Source organism: Providencia sp. PROV073 (assembly GCF_033688125.1).
In the GTDB taxonomy this organism is placed as follows: domain Bacteria; phylum Pseudomonadota; class Gammaproteobacteria; order Enterobacterales; family Enterobacteriaceae; genus Providencia; species Providencia hangzhouensis.
In genome coordinates, this window is sequence record NZ_CP096353.1 from 53270 (window position 1) to 73541 (window position 20272).

Annotated in this window: 17 protein-coding genes and 1 rRNA gene; 8 read left to right on the plus strand and 10 right to left on the minus strand. The window is 40.8% G+C overall.

Features of this window, described 5'->3' with window-relative positions:
* Positions 1–48: 48 nt before the first annotated feature.
* The 6 genes from atpB to asnC form a co-directional block, all read right to left on the minus strand.
* On the minus strand, positions 49–867 hold the full coding sequence (atpB, locus tag M1F17_RS00200) for a F0F1 ATP synthase subunit A (protein WP_004906316.1): 819 nt from the start codon (positions 865–867) through the stop codon (positions 49–51).
* Between the two features lie 33 nt (positions 868–900).
* Positions 901–1278 carry a F0F1 ATP synthase subunit I gene (gene atpI, locus M1F17_RS00205; protein WP_004906317.1) on the minus strand — a complete coding sequence of 126 codons (378 nt, stop codon included), beginning with the start codon at positions 1276–1278 and terminating at the stop codon, positions 901–903.
* Positions 1279–1879: 601 nt separating this feature from the next.
* Positions 1880–2500, minus strand: a complete 621-nt coding sequence (gene rsmG / locus M1F17_RS00210; protein ID WP_004906320.1) for a 16S rRNA (guanine(527)-N(7))-methyltransferase RsmG — start codon at positions 2498–2500, stop codon at positions 1880–1882.
* 1 nt (position 2501) lies between these two features.
* The gene (mnmG, locus tag M1F17_RS00215) at positions 2502–4391 is read right to left on the minus strand and encodes a tRNA uridine-5-carboxymethylaminomethyl(34) synthesis enzyme MnmG (protein WP_004906322.1); all 1890 of its coding nucleotides are present in this window, start codon (positions 4389–4391) and stop codon (positions 2502–2504) included.
* 377 nt (positions 4392–4768) lie between these two features.
* Entirely contained in the window at positions 4769–5209 is a 441-nt protein-coding gene (gene mioC, locus M1F17_RS00220) for an FMN-binding protein MioC (protein WP_094962009.1), read from the minus strand.
* Between the two features lie 91 nt (positions 5210–5300).
* Complete coding sequence (gene asnC, locus M1F17_RS00225; protein ID WP_094962010.1) at positions 5301–5762, minus strand: transcriptional regulator AsnC; 462 nt, start codon at positions 5760–5762, stop codon at positions 5301–5303.
* 161 nt (positions 5763–5923) lie between these two features.
* On the opposite strand from asnC, the gene asnA reads away from it, so the two are divergent.
* Positions 5924–6916: an aspartate--ammonia ligase gene (gene asnA / locus M1F17_RS00230; protein WP_318837160.1), complete on the plus strand. Its 993-nt coding sequence runs from the start codon at positions 5924–5926 to the stop codon at positions 6914–6916.
* On the opposite strand, the gene viaA is transcribed toward asnA, so the two are convergent.
* Together viaA and ravA are read right to left on the minus strand one after the other, a co-directional pair.
* Positions 6917–8374 carry an ATPase RavA stimulator ViaA gene (gene viaA / locus M1F17_RS00235; RefSeq protein WP_180312267.1) on the minus strand — a complete coding sequence of 486 codons (1458 nt, stop codon included), beginning with the start codon at positions 8372–8374 and terminating at the stop codon, positions 6917–6919.
* A gap of 2 nt (positions 8375–8376) precedes the next feature.
* Positions 8377–9894 (minus strand): ATPase RavA, encoded by a 1518-nt coding sequence (gene ravA, locus M1F17_RS00240; protein WP_318837161.1) that lies wholly within the window; start codon positions 9892–9894, stop codon positions 8377–8379.
* A 280-nt stretch (positions 9895–10174) separates the two neighbouring features.
* Here ravA and rbsD point away from each other — a divergent pair, with 280 nt between their 5' ends.
* The 6 genes from rbsD (at position 10175) to rbsR (ending at position 15999) form a co-directional block, all read left to right on the plus strand.
* Positions 10175–10594, plus strand: coding sequence for a D-ribose pyranase (gene rbsD / locus M1F17_RS00245; RefSeq protein ID WP_094962013.1), 420 nt, complete (start codon positions 10175–10177; stop codon positions 10592–10594).
* 7 nt (positions 10595–10601) lie between these two features.
* Positions 10602–12116, plus strand: a complete 1515-nt coding sequence (gene rbsA, locus M1F17_RS00250) for a ribose ABC transporter ATP-binding protein RbsA (protein WP_096863684.1) — start codon at positions 10602–10604, stop codon at positions 12114–12116.
* Positions 12113–13075, plus strand: a complete 963-nt coding sequence (gene rbsC, locus M1F17_RS00255) for a ribose ABC transporter permease (protein WP_004906340.1) — start codon at positions 12113–12115, stop codon at positions 13073–13075. The genes rbsA and rbsC overlap by 4 nt, the downstream gene beginning before the upstream one ends.
* An 18-nt stretch (positions 13076–13093) precedes the next feature.
* On the plus strand, positions 13094–13984 hold the full coding sequence (gene rbsB, locus M1F17_RS00260) for a ribose ABC transporter substrate-binding protein RbsB (RefSeq protein ID WP_094962015.1): 891 nt from the start codon (positions 13094–13096) through the stop codon (positions 13982–13984).
* A gap of 80 nt (positions 13985–14064) precedes the next feature.
* Positions 14065–14994, plus strand: a complete 930-nt coding sequence (gene rbsK / locus M1F17_RS00265) for a ribokinase (RefSeq protein ID WP_004906346.1) — start codon at positions 14065–14067, stop codon at positions 14992–14994.
* 3 nt (positions 14995–14997) lie between these two features.
* Positions 14998–15999 carry a ribose operon transcriptional repressor RbsR gene (rbsR, locus tag M1F17_RS00270; RefSeq protein ID WP_164564183.1) on the plus strand — a complete coding sequence of 334 codons (1002 nt, stop codon included), beginning with the start codon at positions 14998–15000 and terminating at the stop codon, positions 15997–15999.
* Here the strand turns inward: rbsR and mdtD are convergent.
* Positions 15996–17399 (minus strand): multidrug transporter subunit MdtD, encoded by a 1404-nt coding sequence (mdtD, locus tag M1F17_RS00275; protein WP_318837162.1) that lies wholly within the window; start codon positions 17397–17399, stop codon positions 15996–15998. The genes rbsR and mdtD overlap by 4 nt on opposite strands.
* 47 nt (positions 17400–17446) lie before the next feature.
* Positions 17447–18145: a FadR/GntR family transcriptional regulator gene (locus tag M1F17_RS00280; RefSeq protein ID WP_004906351.1), complete on the minus strand. Its 699-nt coding sequence runs from the start codon at positions 18143–18145 to the stop codon at positions 17447–17449.
* Between the two features lie 543 nt (positions 18146–18688).
* Between M1F17_RS00280 and M1F17_RS00285 the strand changes: the two genes are divergently transcribed.
* A 16S ribosomal RNA gene (locus M1F17_RS00285) occupies positions 18689–20228 on the plus strand.
* Positions 20229–20272 lie beyond the last annotated feature (44 nt).

The following is a 20272-nucleotide window of genomic DNA, read 5'->3' on the forward strand; positions in this document are numbered from 1 at the left end:
GACAGTCTCCAGTTTGTTTCAGTTAATACAATTATTGATAAAATTAAATTAGTGTTCTTCAGATGCCATCGACAGATAAACAACCGTCAGAACCATAAAAATAAAGGCTTGTAGCGTAATAATCAGTATGTGGAAGATAGCCCAAGGTAGGCTTAACAACCACTGTGACCACCACGGAAGCAGAGCCGCGATAAGAATAAAGATCAATTCACCTGCATACATGTTACCAAACAGTCGCAGACCGAGTGATACAGGTTTTGACAGCAGGCTTACCCCTTCAAGAATCAAGTTGACTGGAATGAAGACAGGATGGTTAAAAGGCTGCATTGTGAGCTCTTTTGTAAATCCGCCAATTCCTTTCATTTTGATGCTGTAGAAGAGGATTAGGATAAACACACCAATAGCCATCGATAATGTGACACTAACATCTGCGGTTGGTACTGCACGTAATGCAGGTAACCCGAGATAATGCTCAGCAATATACGGAAGGAAATCAATTGGGAGTAAATCCATTAGGTTCATTAAGAATACCCAGACGAACACAGTTAATGCTAAAGGAGCAATAACTTTGCTCTTGCCGTGATACATATCACGGACTGAGTTATCAACGAAACCAATGATCAGTTCTATTGCAGTCTGTAACTTACCGGGTACGCCACTAGTCGCATTGGCTGCAACTCTTCTAAATAGCCACAGGAACAGAGCCCCGAGAACTACCGAGAAAAAAAGCGAGTCAATGTTCAACGTCCAAAATGTTGGACTAGCGTGGGGATCGACCAACTTAAAGGTACTCAGGTCCAACTGAAGGTTTTTCAGATGGTGGCCTATGTAATCCTCTGTAGTCATCACTTCTCCTGATGCAGACATGATGCCTCTTACCCTTTTGTAGTTTAAAAATACTTACCGTTTAAAAACGGCTGGTGCAACAATCTGAACAATTAGCACCGCTAAATAGGTCAAACCCAGTGGTGTTAATGACGCTTTGAACACACCGAAAGCAACAACTAAGACAGCGATAGTTGTAACAACCTTTAGCCCTGCTCCTAATGCTAAGAACCAGGCAATGCGGACAGGTTCATCCTCTCCTTTTGCTTTCTGAAATTGTGCTAGCAGCATAAATACGATATTTGGTAACCAGCATGCTAACCCACCAGCAAGAGCAGAGGCCCCCCATTCTATACTATTTGCACAGAAAGCCCCACTGAGGATCACTAAAGTTATAAACTGAACAGACAACTGCTTTGCAGCGTGTTTGTTGTCATAAAGGGATACAGACATAACTTTTTGTTTACTCCCAGCTCTTCTCAGCCTCAGAAACGCTAAGTGTTGTATAAAACTGCCTTTGCGTAAATGTGTCAAGAGACAAAAACGTGCAAATTATACGGGCAGGCGAAATGAATTCAATCAGTAAGTAGCGAAAAGGTGAATAAATATTTAATTTTTTCGAGTTGGCGCAGAATTGTCGCTGTAATAATTAATAAATAGTTAATGAATTGCTGCATATATTCACATTAATGTGATAAATATCACATTTGACTTTATCCTCTTTATTTATTCTTTCAACTTTACTGACAACAAAAAATAGATTTAATCTGTAAATCAAACAATTAAAGAATTAGTTTTTTAAGTTAAATTTAAACGTGATAAATCAAATATTTCACTGTTAACTATTTACCTAGCTAAATCGATTAAGTAAAAATTGCCAATTAGCCAGCATTTTTTCTATCAACACTTTATTTTTGAAACTTATTCGTTATTTACATGTAAATAACACGTGAAATATAAGTATTTATTCTTTAGCTAAAAATAAAAATAGCCGGTGCTTTTTAACACACCGACTATCGCTCTAAAAGACAAAATATTTTGACAGAAAGCAACTTTATTTTATAGAAACTTTAACTAAATGGCGCTGCTCATCAAGTTCAGGTACTTCAAGCTCTGTAATAGATTCAATCACAAAACCTTCTGGTAGCACCATTTCATCATCACGAATGACACCTTTAAGTGCATAAAAGCGCCCTTCAGATGAAGGTAAATGATGGCACCAACCCAACATATCATTCAGTGAAGCAAATGCGCGGCTAATCACACCATCAAAACCATTTTCAATCCGATATTCTTCAACACGTGATTGAACAGGCTCAATATTAGTTAGCCCTAACTCATGTTGAACCTGTTTTAGAAAGCGTATGCGCTTCCCTAAGCTGTCCAATAAAACAAAATGGGAATCAGGTCGAACAATCGCTAAAGGAACACCAGGCAAACCAGGACCTGTTCCTACATCAATAAATTTTGTTCCGTTGAGTTGACCGTTCACCACTATGCTATCCATGATATGACGGATTAACATCTGCTGTGGGTCACGTACCGATGTCAGGTTATAGGCTTTATTCCATTTCGCTAATAACCCAACATAATCAACTAACTGCTGTTTTTGCTTTTCCGTTAAGTCGATATCGGTTTTTACTAGCAATTGATTAAGTTTCGATAATAAATCCACGTTAAGCGCTCCGGCGTAGCATGCCTTGTTTTTTCAGCCAAACAAGTAAAATAGAGATTGCAGCAGGCGTGATCCCTGAAATTCGTGATGCTTGACCAATAGATGTTGGTTTATGATCGTTTAGTTTCGCCATCACTTCGTTAGACAACCCTTTGACTTGTTTGTAATCAAGGTCAACAGGCAACAAGGTATTTTCATTACGCAGTTGTCTTTCAATTTCTTCTTTTTGACGAGCAATATACCCTTCGTATTTAACTTGGATTTCCACTTGATCCGCAGCTTGAGGATCATCAATACCCGGTGCAAAAAGGTTGAGTGAAGTTAACATTTTATACGTCATTTCTGGGCGACGGAGTAAATCTTCCCCATTTGCTTCTTTAGATAATGGAACGGTTAAAATTCCATCTATTTCTGTGTGGTTATCCGATTTAGGATGAACCCAGATATCTTTTAAGCGCTGACGCTCTTTTTCAATCAATTCGACTTTGTTATTAAAATGCGCCCAGCGAACATCATCAACTAAACCTAACTCTCGGCCTTTTTCTGTCAGACGTAAATCTGCATTGTCTTCACGAAGCATCAAACGGTATTCAGCACGTGAGGTAAACATACGGTAAGGTTCTTTTGTCCCTAAAGTACAAAGGTCGTCAACGAGAACACCAATATAAGCTTGGTCACGACGAGGGAACCAACCTTCTAAACCAAAGGCATGTTGTGCAGCATTAAGGCCGGCTAGTAGTCCTTGAGCCCCTGCTTCTTCATAACCTGTTGTACCGTTAATTTGGCCAGCAAAAAATAAGCCATCAATAAATTTACTTTCAAGCGTTTGTTTTAGATCTCTAGGGTCAAAGAAATCATATTCAATAGCATAACCAGGGCGGATGATCCTTGCATTTTCCATTCCTTTCATGGAATGAACAATTTGCATTTGAACATCAAATGGTAAGCTGGTGGATATCCCGTTAGGGTAAATTTCATTGCTTGTTAAGCCTTCTGGCTCTAAGAAGATCTGATGTGAGTCTTTATCGGCAAAACGCATAACTTTATCTTCGATCGAAGGGCAATAACGTGGGCCGATCCCTTCAATAACCCCTGCATACATAGGGCTACGATCCAAGTTATTTCTGATCACTTCATGGGTTTTTTCATTGGTATAGGTGATATGACAAGGCATCTGCTGTGGATGTTGATCTTGTGAACCTAAAAATGAAAATACCGGCATTGGATCATCACCTAGCTGTTGAGCTAACTGACTGAAATCAATAGTTCTTGCATCAATACGTGGTGGCGTTCCTGTTTTTAAACGATTAACACGTAAAGGCAATTCTCTCAAACGTTGAGAAAGTGAAATTGAAGGGGGATCACCTGCACGACCACCACTGTAATTTTCTAAACCTATATGAATTTTGCCATCAAGGAAAGTACCAACGGTTAATACTACAGCTTTGGCTTTAAATTTTAAGCCCATGCGAGTAATAGCCCCTGTAACTCGATTGTTTTCAACAATTAAGTCTTCTACAGGTTGTTGAAAAATCATCAAATTTGGCTGATTTTCTAAAGCCATTCTAACAGCTTGGCGATAAAGAACACGGTCAGCTTGTGCTCGGGTTGCACGAACTGCAGGCCCTTTGCTGGCATTTAATGTTCTAAATTGAATACCTGCTTTGTCTGTTGCTGTGGCCATTAGACCACCAAGGGCATCAATTTCTCTAACCAGATGCCCCTTACCGATCCCACCGATGGCTGGGTTGCAAGACATCTGGCCCAATGTATCAATATTGTGAGTCAGTAATAGGGTTTGACGCCCCATACGTGCAGCTGCCATTGCTGCTTCAGTACCGGCATGACCACCACCAATTACGATGACGTCAAATTGCTCTGGATAAAACATGTGTGGACCTTAAACGTTAGAAAATGCGGATTGTGCATTTGAGGAGAGAATTCTACTCAAGTTTGAGGAAGAGACCAAGCTTTAGGTTTCTCCCCTATATAATATAAAGATCTTTTTATTTAAAGATCTCTTTATTAGATCTTTTATTAGGATCACTCGTTTCTGTGGATAAGTGGATTTTCACTTTAAAGATCATAAAAGTGTAAAGGATCATATACTGTGAATGATCCGTGATCCATTTGCGTATAAGCTGGGATCAAAAAGGGTACTTATACACAGGGCATGGGGAACCTAAAACTTATACTCTGGATAACTACGGGTTAATACCGGGATCTTCCCTGAGTTATCCACAGTTGATTGCTGTTATTTTAATCAAATTAGAGTTCATTTGCCCAAATTTTAACCCATTCCCCTGCGGGATCTTCGGGTATTTCGTGTTGTTGGACATCAATTTCCAAACATTCACCGATCCTTTTAGCCCCTTGCTTGGTTAACAAGTCATCTATTTTATGGATCGCACCACAAAAAGTGTCATATTCAGAGCTACCGATCCCTACCGAGCCAAATTGAACTTGGCTTAGATCAGGAGCACTTTCTTCTATTGAATCAAAAAGAGGTTGAATATTTTCAGGGAGATCACCTGCACCATGTGTTGAGCTCACCACCAGCCATATGCCTTCAAGTGTTAAGTCATCAAGCTCCGGGCCATGCTGAATTTCGGTTTCATGACCGAGTTCTTCTAAAATCTCAGCCATGTGCTCGGCAACATACTCCGCACTGCCCATTGTACTGCCACTTATTAAGGTTACTTTTGTCATGGTGATTCTCTTTCACAATAATAGGGCGCTATTGTACGCTGTGAATGAGCTGGGATCTACCTGTGGATAATGTGGTTATATCATTTTTTTTCTACGGATTGATTGTTCGTAAGATCGGGTTTTGTAAGGAGATCAGTGTTTCTGTGGATTGTATCTCATCAATGGTCTGAATTTTGTTGATAAGTACGTCTTGTAAAGAATCGATAGAACGGCACATTACTTTAATAAAAATGCTGTATTGCCCTGTTGTATAGTACACCTCGACAACTTCTTCTAAGGCATCTAATTTTTTTAGTGCGGTTGGGTAATCTTTTGCACTTTTTAAAATAATGCCAATAAAGCAGCAAACATCGAACCCTAATTGTTTTGGGTTTATATCAATACGTGTGCCTTTAATAATTCCTGCTTGTTTCATTTTTTCGACACGGACATGAATTGTCCCGGGACTAACAACGAATTTTTTGGCTAATTCAGCATACGGTATGCGTGCATTTGCCATTAATTCGTGAAGTATGTCACGATCGAGATTATCGATTTGATAATTTTCCGGCATTATTTCACCTCTATTTTAACGATTATTCATTTTTATACCTGTTTTTTTATTCAAAATAAACAGTAAAGGCTTTTTTTAATGATGGATATTGAATTTATACCTCATTTTGTTGCTTAATCTATACATCAGCTAATACAGCTAACAAATTATGGGAATAAATTATGGACAAGTCATTTATCGAACATCAGCAACAAATTAGTTTTGTGAAATCATATTTCTCACGTTTACTTGAAAAAGAATTAGGGTTAATTGAAGTTCAAGGGCCAATCCTAAGCCGCTTAGGGGATGGTACTCAAGACAACTTATCTGGCAGCGAAAAAGCCGTTCAAGTGAAAGTGAAATCAATTCCAGGTGCAACCTTTGAAGTGGTTCATTCTTTGGCTAAATGGAAACGTAAAACATTAGGGCGTTTCGGTTTTAGTAAAGGCCAAGGTCTATACACTCATATGAAAGCGTTGCGTCCGGACGAGGATCGCTTAACCCCAATCCACTCCGTCTATGTTGATCAGTGGGATTGGGAAAAAGTGATGGCAGATGAGGAACGTACACTTCCTTATCTGAAGCAGACAGTGGGTAAAATCTATAAGGCAATAAAAGAAACAGAAGCTGCCGTAAGTAAAGAATTTGGGTTGGCACCGTTCCTGCCTGACCAAATCCACTTTATTCACAGTGAAGAGTTGTTACAGCGCTACCCTGATTTAGATGCGAAAGGGCGTGAACGCGCAATCGCAAAAGAATTAGGTGCAGTATTCTTAATTGGTATCGGTGGTAAGCTATCTAGCGGTGAATCACATGATGTTCGTGCGCCAGACTACGATGACTGGACAACAAAAAATGAAGACGGTTTTTGTGGTTTGAACGGCGACATCATTGTGTGGAACCCTGTTTTACAGGACGCATTTGAGCTTTCTTCAATGGGAATTCGCGTAAGTCCTGAGTGTTTAACTCGTCAATTGAGTTTAACTGGCGATGAAAAACGTATGGAATTAGAGTGGCACCAAGCGTTAGTGAAAGGTGAAATGCCACAAACTATCGGTGGTGGTATTGGCCAGTCTCGCTTAGTTATGCTACTTCTTCAACGCCAACACATTGGCCAAGTGCAATGTGGTGTATGGGGTGCTGAAATGCAAAAATCCGTTGAAGGTATGCTGTAATTAGCGGCTAAAGCGGCGTAACAGCCTGCTTTTTAACCCAGTATCAAAACGCCAAATATGGTCAAAGATCTTCATGATACTGGGTTTCCCATAATTTGATACAGATACCGCATGGAAGCGGTATTTACCTTTCTTCTGCATAATCTTTATTTTCTGAATTAACTCATTCGGTAAACGCTGAGCAACAAAATCAGAAATCACCACGGCATCTGCATCAATCCACTGTTTTGATTCCAATTTTATTGCGGTTTCTTGCAAACAAGCCGCAAGGTCAGTCCCACCTTTAAATGTTTGATGTAAAAAACGAATACATTGCTCTAAGCCATCAATAGAAAGTAAATCGTAATGTACAATTTCTGTGGAAAATAACATCACATGGCATGAGCGGTTATCCGCCAGCGCAATTTTCATTAGCGCGAGGCAAAATGCTTTGGCGCAGCGTTCATTTAAACCGCCCATCGAACCCGATGTATCAATACATACAACAAATGGTCCTCTTGGCTGTTCTTCATTATGGTGGTGGGTAATAGGGCGCAGAACTTTTCTTTCTTGCCAGCTATCTCCTTGTAACCGATAAGTTAGAAGCTGTTTTTCGAGTAATTTTCGATAGAACTCAAATTCAATATCTTCAAGGCCTAACATAGCGAGTTCTGCAGGTAATAACCGTAAAATATCATCACTCTGATTTAAGCCATTAACTTGCTCAGGAACCGTTTCTGGCACTTTTTCCATGATAGTCATTGGTTCAAGAAAAACACTATCATCAGGAATGGATTGAGCGGATTGGCTACGGCCTAATAATTGGGCTATTTTTTCTAATTCAGGCTGCTGACGTAAAAATTCACTGTATCGGCTTAATAATTGGTCATTATAAGCGGAAGTCATGTTCACACCTTTGGTTAAATCCCACAGCCGGCCAGCAGCACGATCATTTTCGCCAAGAATATCTTCTAAATTACCACTTAGAGCCAGTCGGCGTTGTAATTCTGCCAATAATTGTTCTTTTTCCTGTTCTAGTAGCTCTTTATGTAGTGTTGTAACTTGTAAAATTAAGCTAATACGCCATCTTTGAACAAACAGTGATTGCCTTGCACTGCGGTTCTCTATTTTCCCACTCTGTAGCTGATATGCCTCACGGTAAAAAGGGGAATCCAGTTGGTGAAGTTTTGCGATGACATTAGGTAATTGGATAAAAAAGGCATCTGTCGAAATCCCAAGGGACTGACGATAAAGTTCAAATTCTTCTGAAAGTTGTGCGGGAACAAGCGCATCTTGCATACGCTGTTTGAGATCCTTTTTCCAACCCGATAAATCTTTGAGTAAAGCTTTTTTTAATCGAGGATGTTTTTCAAAAAATACCGCCAATTGAGGAGTTGCTAGCAAAGATATAATTATCTCTTCAATTAATTGGCCTTCATTAACCGAAAGCAGCATTTCTAATGTGGCTAAACTCATCATCGCTATTCGGCCACTTTACCCATGATTTGGTTACGTAATTGGTTTAGCTTTTCAGTGAGCTTTATGAAACTTTGTTCAATATCCGCAAGCCAGTGTGGTTCAATAAATAAGTTAGGCTGCTGTTTTTCAAACTGATAGCGTGCGGCTTGAATCTCACCTTGAATTTTATCTAGCTTGTCTAGCCACTCTTGGTTATTTGTATTTGGCGCAAGTGACGAGGTTTTATCTTGAATATATAAAGTAGATGATTGATGACTTACATCTAATAACTGTATCTGGTTTAAATTATTTACCTCAGCAGCAATGTCTTGCGCAAAACCAATCCCATTTAGATGAGCGGACAGTGTCGTTCCTTTATTTAAGAAGGTTATTAGTGACTTTTTATCAGTTGTTACAAAGGTAACTTTCATATTATGCAGTTGAAGTGGACGATGTAAAAACAGGGTAATTCGACCGTCACTGATATTTTCGGGCAATACGTAAGACGCTTTACGAGCAAACATCGCATTGTTTTTATTGACTTTAAATGCATCTTGGTTGTTTTGGTCTTGGGTCGATGACATCCATTGCTGATAAATTTGCTCTATTTCGCGAGTTAACTTTCTCTGTTGCCAGCCATCTTCTTGTAATAATGACTGCAATAGTTGCGGTAAAGTATTCATCGATTGCATGTCATGCCAGAGACAATCTTTTAATAACACAAGATCTAGAGGAGATACGCTGTTGCGACCATTAAAGAAAGTACTTGCTTGTAATAGGTAAACTGCTTTTTTCCAGCGCCTATCGGAAACATAAAGTTGTTTATCTGTAGCATCTAACTGCTGGCGTAATTGGTAAATAAGTTCAAAACAGTGATCGGGTAGCGTAATTTTAGGAATTTCTTGTTGCCACTGTTGGTACTCTTCATCACTGATTTTTAAATGCTCTGGCATTTGAGATTCATTCAGCGATGATTTTCCTGTTAACAGTGCGCGAAAATTTTGTTTCTCTTGTACTTTATCCAACCAAATACGTACTAGCATTCTGTCAAATAGCGCCTCGAGGCTATTATCTGCATCGGGTAATTCATTTGATGCAGTTACTAATAACCGCATAGGGATGGATTTTTCTTCATCACCATTACGGAACTTGCGCTCATTTACCGCCGTTAATAAGGTATTTAAAATGGCTGGGCCCGCTTTCCATATTTCATCAAGAAATACGACTTCAGCGTCTGGTAAATAACCTTTGGTTAAACGTTCATATCGTCCTTCATCTTTTAGCGCCTGTATTGAAAGAGGACCAAAGATTTCTTCCGGTGTTGAAAATCGCGTCATTAAGTATTCAAAAGCGTTTGCGTGACGAAAAGCATATTTCATTCTTCGTGCAATTAAGCTTTTGGCAATACCTGGAGGGCCTAATAGAAATACGCTTTCACCGCTTAATGTGGCTAATAAGCACAAACGAATAGCTTGCTGGCGTTCATATAAACCGCTTTCAAGGTAATTGCTTAATTGGGCTATTCGTTCAGCAAGCTGCATATTCATTCCTTTTATTGTAGAAGCGTTGATATTAAAACTATCAATTTCTTTTATTACATACTGCGACCTATTTTTCCATTTTTCTTTGATATGCTCCAAGAAATTAGAAAAAACGATTCAGCTATAAGTGATTCAATAAGTTATTGTTTTTAAACTTTCTCAACACGAACGAAACGTTTCGATATTGATCACAAATATTAATCATCAATATTGAGTTGTGACTTATCTTTACTATTATTACATGAGCGAAACGTTTCGCTTACTGGAATGGCGGTGAAAAATGAAAAAGGGTGTTTTACTTAATGCCAACGTTACCTCTGTAATCGCAAGATTAGGTCATACAGACCAAATAACGCTTGCTGATGCAGGTTTACCCATTTATCAAGGAACGGAACGTATTGATTTAGCCATTACGCAAGGCTTACCAGATTTCATGTCAGTTTTAAGTGTCATCACCCAAGAGATGCAAGTTGAAAAAGCCATTCTAGCAGAGGAAATCAGCACCATTAACCCACAAATGGAAGCCGCTATTTTGGCTCATTTACAACAGTTAGAAGTCACTCAAAACAATACGATTGAAATTATTTATTGCAGTCATGAACGTTTTAAACAACTCACTCATGACAGTAAAGCAGTGATCCGAACAGGGGAATGTTCACCGTTCGCTAACGTTATTCTTTGTTCTGGTGTGACTTTCTGAGGTGACTATGCAACCTTTATTAGAACTTATCGGGATTGATAAATCATTTCCAGGGGTAAAAGCCCTCAGTGGTGCGACATTGAATGTCTATCCAGGGAAAGTCATGGCGCTGGTGGGGGAAAATGGGGCTGGCAAATCAACCATGATGAAAGTGCTGACAGGTATTTATAAAAAAGATGCCGGGCAAATCCGCTATTTAGGCAAAGAGGTGGCGTTCAATGGGCCCAAAAGTTCCCAAGAGGCGGGTATTGGGATTATCCACCAAGAACTCAACCTGATCCCTGAATTAACCATCGCTGAAAATATTTTTCTAGGCCGAGAGTATGTTAATGCATTTGGCAAAATTAACTGGAAAAAAATGTTCAGTGAGTCTGACAAACTGCTTAAACGGCTTAACCTTGATTATGATAGCCATCAAACTATTGCAGAGCTTTCTATTGGCGAACAACAAATGGTGGAAATCGCCAAAGTCCTTAGCTTCCAATCACAAGTGATTATCATGGATGAACCCACTGATGCGCTAACGGACACGGAAACAGAATCCTTATTTAGAGTTATCGAAGACTTAAAAGCTCAAGGCTGTGGCATTGTTTATATTTCTCATCGTTTAAAAGAAATTTTTGAAATTTGCGACGATGTAACGGTGTTTCGCGATGGCCAGTTTATTGGTGAGAAACCCGTGAGTGAATTAGAAGAAGAAAAACTCATTGAAATGATGGTTGGTCGTAAACTTGAAGACCAATATCCAAGGGTTGAGGTAGAAACTGGAAAAATTAGGCTGCAGCTTGAAGATGTATCTGGACCAGGTGTAACAAATGCCAATTTCACCCTAAAGAGTGGGGAAATTTTAGGTGTATCTGGTTTGATGGGCGCGGGGCGTACAGAGTTGATGAAAATCATCTACGGCGCGGCGACAAAAAAATCAGGTACGATAAAACTGGAAGGCAAACCCGTAACACTGAAAACACCACAAGATGGCTTAAACAGTGGCATTGTTTATATTTCAGAAGACCGTAAACGTGATGGATTAGTATTAGGCATGTCAGTGAAAGAAAATATGTCATTGACGGCATTACGTTATTTCAGTCGTGCAGGGGGAAGCCTCAAGCATGGTGAAGAGCAGCAAACCGTTAGCGATTTCATACGATTATTCAATATTAAAACCCCGTCTATGGACCAAATAATTGGCAATCTTTCTGGTGGAAACCAGCAAAAAGTGGCCATTGCGCGCGGTTTGATGACAAGACCAAAAGTACTGATCCTCGATGAGCCAACTCGTGGTGTAGACGTTGGTGCTAAAAAAGAAATCTATCAACTAATTAACCAGTTTAAAAAAGAAGGGCTGAGTATCATTTTAGTTTCTTCAGAAATGCCTGAAGTAATAGGAATGAGTGACCGCATTTTGGTGATGCACGAAGGTCATATCAGCGGCGAATTTTCAGCCAAAGACGCGACTCAGGAAGCCTTAATGGCTGCCGCAGTGGGTAAAAATTATGGCTCAGTTCAGGAGTTATCAGTATGAGTTCAACTACCGCATCATCAAAACGCTGGTTCAGCAAAGCATGGCTGATGGAGCAAAAATCATTAATCGCACTATTAGTTTTGATTGCAATCGTATCAACATTAAGCCCGAATTTTTTTACGGTTAATAACCTATTCAATATATTACAACAAACCTCCGTCAACGCCATTATGGCGGTTGGGATGACATTAGTTATCTTAACGTCAGGAATCGACCTTTCTGTTGGGTCCTTATTGGCCTTAACGGGAGCGGTTGCAGCCTCTATGGTCGGGGCGGAAGTTAATGCATTAGTGGCTGTTGCGGGGGCATTAGCACTCGGTGCTGCTATCGGTGCATGCACCGGGGTGATTGTCGCAAAAGGAAAAGTCCAAGCTTTCATTGCGACTTTAGTCATGATGCTACTACTGCGTGGTGTGACACGAGTTTACACAGACGGCAGCCCTATCAATACAGGATTTAGTGATAACGCAGACTTATTTGGTTGGTTTGGTATTGGCCGCCCATTTGGTATTCCTACCCCAGTCTGGTTAATGATCATCGTTTTTGCTGCGGCATGGTATATGTTGCACCATACTCGCCTTGGTCGTTACATCTACGCACTTGGTGGGAATGAAGCGGCTACCCGTCTTTCTGGTATTAATGTCGATCGCATTAAAATAGTGGTTTATGCCTTATGTGGACTGCTAGCGGCATTGGCGAGTGTCATTGAAGTTGCACGTTTATCATCGGCTCAGCCAATGGCAGGTAATGGGTATGAACTTGATGCTATTGCTGCGGTTGTACTGGGTGGTACCAGTCTTGCTGGTGGTAAAGGGCGCATAGTTGGAACATTGATTGGTGCGCTTATCCTTGGTTTCTTAAACAATGGATTAAACTTATTAGGTATTTCGTCAAACTACCAGATGATTGTTAAAGCTGTCGTCATCTTACTCGCTGTACTTGTTGATAATAAAAAGTAACCCTACAGGAAAATTATTATGAAACTGAACAAACTAGCAACGTTATTATCTGCAGTTGCACTGAGTGCAACCGTTAGTGTCAATGCGATGGCGAAAGATAGCATTGCACTCGTAATTTCTACATTGAATAACCCGTTCTTTGTGACGATGAAAGATAGCGCACAAAAAGAAGCGGATAAATTGGGTTATGAGCTGATTGTTTTAGATTCCCAAGACAATCCAGCTAAAGAATTAGCCAACGTTCAAGATTTAACCGTTCGTGGTACAAAATTAATGTTAATTAACCCAACGGATTCAGATGCGGTGGGTAACTCAATATTAATGGCTAATAAAGCAAATATACCTGTCATCACTTTGGATAGAGCAGCTAACAAAGGTGAAGTTGTCAGCCATGTGGCATCAGATAACCGCATGGGCGGAAAAATGGCTGCCGACTATATTGCACAAAAAACAGGCAATGAAGCGAAAGTGATTCAATTAGAAGGTATTTCAGGTACATCAGCAGCGCGTGAGCGCGGTGAAGGTTTTAATACTGGAGCAAAAGAGCACAAATTCAATTTACTGGCGAGCCAACCTGCTGATTTCGATAGAACAAAAGGCTTGAACGTAATGCAAAACTTGTTAACGGCACATCCCGCTGTTCAAGCGGTATTTGCTCAAAATGATGAAATGGCATTAGGGGCATTAAGAGCTTTACAAACCGCAGGCCGTACTGATGTTCTGGTTGTCGGTTTTGATGGAACAAATGATGGTATCAAAGCCGTTGAAGGTGGAAAATTAGGTGCAACTATTGCACAGCGCCCAGACCAAATTGGGATTGTTGGTGTTCAGATTGCAGATAAAGTCTTAAAAGGCGAAAAAGTGGATTCAACGGTTCCGGTTGAATTGGAATTAGTGGTAAAACAATAAGATAAAAACCGCCGCGGCATACTGCGGCGGTTTATTTTTAGTTTGCAATTCATTGGTCATCAAAAAAGGAAATAAACGTTATGGGTACAGCAAAACTGGTGGTTCTCGGTAGTATCAACGCGGATCATATATTAAATGTTAAGCATTTCCCTCAGCCGGGTGAAACCGTTAGAGGCGATCATTACCAAGTTGCATTTGGCGGGAAAGGCGCCAACCAAGCTGTTGCGGCAGGTCGCAGTGGTGCTGACATAACGTTTATTGCTTGTGTTGGTGATGACGATATTGGTGTGAGTATAAAAAAACAGTTATCTCTCGATAATATTAAAACTGAATGTATTGATGCAATTGAAGGTGAAACGACAGGTGTCGCCCTCATTTATGTGAATCAACAAGGGGAAAATACAATTGGCATCAATGCAGGAGCAAATGCGCAACTAACCAAGGCAAGGTTAGCTCATTATCAGCAAAAAATTGTGGAAGCGGATGCGGTATTGATGCAACTGGAATCCCCCATTGAAACAGTACAAATGGCCGCTGAAATAGCTAAGAAAAACAATACGAAAGTCATTTTGAACCCTGCACCTGCTCAATCATTACCTGATTCATTATTATCATTAGTTGATATCATCACACCAAATGAAACAGAAGCTGAACACTTAACAGGTATTGCGGTTAATGATAATCAAGGTGCTCAGGATGCAGCTGAAGCCTTACATCAAAAAGGTATTAGTAAAGTGATGATAACACTTGGTTCTCGAGGTGTTTGGTATAGTGAAAAAGGTGCAGAAGGTAAAATAATTTCTGCATTTCGCGTAAAAGCAGTGGATACTATTGCCGCAGGTGATACATTCAATGGGGCTTACGTTACTGCACTGCTTGAAGGTAAGGCTGACGAAGAAGCGATTATTTTTGCTCATGCGGCGGCGGCGATAGCTGTGACTCGCCCAGGAGCTCAACCGTCTGTTCCATGGCGTAAAGAAATTGACCAGTTTTTGACTCAACAGGATTAACTTGTGGCAACAATGAAAGATGTGGCACGCCTTGCGGGGGTGTCGACATCCACCGTCTCTCACGTTATTAATCAAAATCGCTATGTCAGCGAGAGCATTACCACTCGCGTTAAAAATGCGATTGAAGAGTTAAACTATGCCCCTTCTGCGTTAGCGCGTAGTTTAAAAATGAATCGTACTAATACGATTGGGATGTTACTGACAACAAGTAATAACCCATTCTACGCAGAAGTAGTGCGGGGGGTAGAGCGGAGTTGTTACGAACGCGGTTATAGTTTGATTTTGTGCAACACTGAAGGTGACCTTCAGCGGATGAATCATAGTTTAGAAACGTTGCTACAAAAGCGTGTTGATGGGCTATTGATTATGTGCACAGAAGTTCAAGGGCCATCAAAAAATGTTTTAGCTCGTTACCCCGCTGTGCCAACGGTTATGATGGACTGGTCACCATTCGAATCAGATGGCGATATCATTCAAGATAACTCTTTTCTGGGTGGGGAAATAGCCACTCGTTACCTTATTGAATCTGGTTTTACCCGTATTGCATGTATTGCAGGACCACAAGACAAATCACCAGCAAGGGCACGTCATCAAGGTTTTATTCAAGCCATGACAGATGGCGGCATTAATATTTATGATGATTATATCATTTTCAGTGATTTTGAATTTGCTGGTGGGTTTGAGTCTATGAATAAACTGCTTAGCTTACCTGTCCCTCCCGAGGCTATTTTTGCCGGTAATGATGCGATGGCGGTGGGAGCTTATCAAGCGATATACCAAAAGGGCTTGAAAGTACCTGATGATATTTCAATTATTGGTTATGATGATATCGATCTTTCACCTTATATGATCCCACCACTAACAACAATTCATCAGCCAAAAGATAAGTTAGGCCAACAGGCTGTTGACCAACTTATTTATCGTATGGATAACCCAGAAGCAAAGGCGAGCGTTTTGGTTCTTACCCCTGAGCTAATTGAGCGCCAATCGGTTAAAAAATATTAATTCTTCGCTTTTTTGGTTTTGTTTTTTATTAAATTATCACCATCTGTCTTACTTAATAATAAGAAGACAAAAGCTGAGATAAGCGTAATGACACCAACGGTAATAAAAGTGTAGTGAAAATTATCGACCGTATTGCTATTAGGTTGTCCACCATAGAAGTTTAAGATTGCAGCACTGACTGCAATACCGAAGCTTATCGATAGTTGCTGAGTCACCGCTAACATACTATTTCCCGCACTCGCATTATTGTCTGTTAAATCAGCCAAGCAAATAGTATTCATTGCGGTGAACTGCACTGACATCACCATTCCTAAAATGAATAAAGGTACGATTAACTGGTAAATCGACATACTTGGTGATTGTAAGGAAAACTGTGCGATCATTAATCCAATAATAATGGTGATAACAAATAATGTATTACGGTAGCCATACTTAGTTAGGACCCGAGTAACTCCCGATTTAGCAGTGATTGACCCTATTGCTAGTGGTGCCATCATCATTCCTGCCACAACGGCTTCGTAACCAAAACCCACCTGCAACATTAGTGGCATTAAAAATGGAATACTGCCTGTTCCTAAGCGTGTCGCGATATTACCGCTGATCCCAATAGAAAATGTACGCGTTTTAAATAAATTCAATGGGATTATTGCGTGCTTAGTGCGTCTTGCATGGAAAATATAAACAAATAAGAAGAGAAAGCCGACTAAGACAATAGTGACTGGAATCGATGTTGAAAGAGATTTATCACTGAATAAGTCTAAGCTGACAGATAGCATGACTAAGCCGGAACCAAACAATAAGAACCCTAAAGTATCAAATTTACGTTTTGGCATTTTAAAGTCAGGCATATGTTTTAAGGCATAAAAAATACCTAAAACACCAATAGGAATATTAATAATAAATATCCAATGCCAAGTTGCATAGGTTACTAAGATACCACCTAATAGAGGCCCCAATATTGGCCCAACTAAACCAGGGATGGTGACGAAATTTAAGATAGGTAATAACTCACTTCGAGGGTAAGCCCTTATTAAGGCTAAGCGGGCGACTGGCATCATCATTGCCCCACCAATTCCTTGAATAACCCTAGAGGTCACTAAGAAATTTAAGGAAGGCGAAAGGGCACAAAGTAATGAACCAAGAGAAAATAAAGAAACCGCTAAAATAAATATACGTCTTGTACCAAATCTATCTGCAAACCAGCCGCTAACAGGAATCAATAGAGCAACAGTAAGCGTATAACTGACTACGGCTGATTGCATCGCAAGCGGCGAGTGATCAAGGCTTCTTGCAATATCAGGTAAAGCCGTATTCAAAATTGTGGCATCAAGCGCTTGCATGAAAAAGGCCATTGCCGCAATCCATGGAAGGCCAGACATATTTTTCGCTGTTTTGAACATCAGTTACCTATACAAATAAATGAAAGCTTTAATGGAATATTGTTTTGTTAGTCTTGCTTTTGGGTAATCGTTAGTAAGTTATAGCAAAGGTCGAGTGCTACTGTACTTTTACCATGAATAATTGCATTGGCAAGTTGTTGATGAATTTCGACCTCTATAACCTCATTATTAGTAATGACATCAAAGTAACGCAGATAAATAGAACGGAATAAATTAGCAAAAGAAATTAAGAAAGGATTGGCACAAGCTTTGTAAATAGTTAAATGGAAATGATAATCAACTTTCACCCAATGCGCTCTGTCAAATTCTTTGGCGAGTAACTGCATTTCACTTGCTAATAATTGTAATGATTGTTTTTGTTCTTTTGTCGCATGTATAGCCGCAAGATAACAAGCTTGAGGTTCTATTGCGAGTCGAACCATTTTAAAGTGTTCCATCACGACCGATTGCTCTTCACTATTGGACCACCATGTTAAGAGATCTTGGTCTAAAAAATTCCAATTTGAGGGAGGCATAACACGGGTACCTATTTTGGGGCGTGCTAATACCATTCCTTTTGCCGCTAATATTTTTATTGCTTCTCTTATTGCTGTTCGACTCGCTTGGAATTGTTCTGATAATTCTAATTCGCTGGGTAAAATGGAATCAGGTAAATAGGCGCTGGTTAAAATCAACTGGCCAAGATTTTCTGCAATAATATAAGAGCGATTTTTTTGTGAGGCTGTTTGTTGCTTACTTAATTCCATAATTCATCTCAAAGCATAATTCTTAGATGCATATATTACGTGAGTAGATGTGTGATTGCTGCTTAAATAGTCAACATATAGACCTAATTTAACTTATAAATATGTTTTTGGCTAAAAAAAACACGAACAAGATAAAAACTCAAAAAAACACTTGCGAGAATTTTTCGACTCCCTATAATGCGCATCCGTTGTCACGACAAACCGGTTAGAAGAAAACTTCATAACCCAGTGATAACAGAGGTGAGAAAGAAAAAAGTTGAAAATAAACGCTTGACTTTCTAAATAAAAAACGTATTATACGACACCTCGCGACAATGACCTGATTCACAAAATCCGGTTCAAAAATCGAAAGATTCAGTCGCAACGCTCTTTAACAATTTATCAGACAATCTGTGTGGGCACTCACAGGACACTATCAAAAAAATATTTGATTTTAAGTCTTGAAGAGTGACTAACACGTTAATTCATATATATGAACTAATAGGTAATATGTTTTCGCAAGAAGACATACGACAGTAAACATTCTTTGAGCATCAAGCTTTTTAATTGAAGAGTTTGATCATGGCTCAGATTGAACGCTGGCGGCAGGCCTAACACATGCAAGTCGAGCGGTAACAGGGGAAGCTTGCTTCCCGCTGACGAGCGGCGGACGGGTGAGTAATGTATGGGGATCTGCCCGATAGAGGGGGATAACTACTGGAAACGGTAGCTAATACCGCATAATCTCTCAGGAGCAAAGCAGGGGAACTTCGGTCCTTGCGCTATCGGATGAACCCATATGGGATTAGCTAGTAGGTGAGGTAATGGCTCACCTAGGCGACGATCCCTAGCTGGTCTGAGAGGATGATCAGCCACACTGGGACTGAGACACGGCCCAGACTCCTACGGGAGGCAGCAGTGGGGAATATTGCACAATGGGCGCAAGCCTGATGCAGCCATGCCGCGTGTATGAAGAAGGCCCTAGGGTTGTAAAGTACTTTCAGTCGGGAGGAAGGCGCTGATGCTAATATCATCAGCGATTGACGTTACCGACAGAAGAAGCACCGGCTAACTCCGTGCCAGCAGCCGCGGTAATACGGAGGGTGCAAGCGTTAATCGGAATTACTGGGCGTAAAGCGCACGCAGGCGGTTGATTAAGTTAGATGTGAAATCCCCGGGCTTAACCTGGGAATGGCATCTAAGACTGGTCAGCTAGAGTCTTGTAGAGGGGGGTAGAATTCCATGTGTAGCGGTGAAATGCGTAGAGATGTGGAGGAATACCGGTGGCGAAGGCGGCCCCCTGGACAAAGACTGACGCTCAGGTGCGAAAGCGTGGGGAGCAAACAGGATTAGATACCCTGGTAGTCCACGCTGTAAACGATGTCGATTTGAAGGTTGTTCTCTAGAGGAGTGGCTTTCGGAGCTAACGCGTTAAATCGACCGCCTGGGGAGTACGGCCGCAAGGTTAAAACTCAAATGAATTGACGGGGGCCCGCACAAGCGGTGGAGCATGTGGTTTAATTCGATGCAACGCGAAGAACCTTACCTACTCTTGACATCCAGAGAATTTAGCAGAGATGCTTTAGTGCCTTCGGGAACTCTGAGACAGGTGCTGCATGGCTGTCGTCAGCTCGTGTTGTGAAATGTTGGGTTAAGTCCCGCAACGAGCGCAACCCTTATCCTTTGTTGCCAGCGATTCGGTCGGGAACTCAAAGGAGACTGCCGGTGATAAACCGGAGGAAGGTGGGGATGACGTCAAGTCATCATGGCCCTTACGAGTAGGGCTACACACGTGCTACAATGGCGTATACAAAGAGAAGCGACCTCGCGAGAGCAAGCGGAACTCATAAAGTACGTCGTAGTCCGGATTGGAGTCTGCAACTCGACTCCATGAAGTCGGAATCGCTAGTAATCGTAGATCAGAATGCTACGGTGAATACGTTCCCGGGCCTTGTACACACCGCCCGTCACACCATGGGAGTGGGTTGCAAAAGAAGTAGGTAGCTTAACCTTCGGGAGGGCGCTTACCACTTTGTGATTCATGACTGGGGTGAAGTCGTAACAAGGTAACCGTAGGGGAACCTGCGGTTGGATCACCTCCTTACCATTGAAGTGTTTTTGTGAAGTGCTCACACAGATTGTCTGATG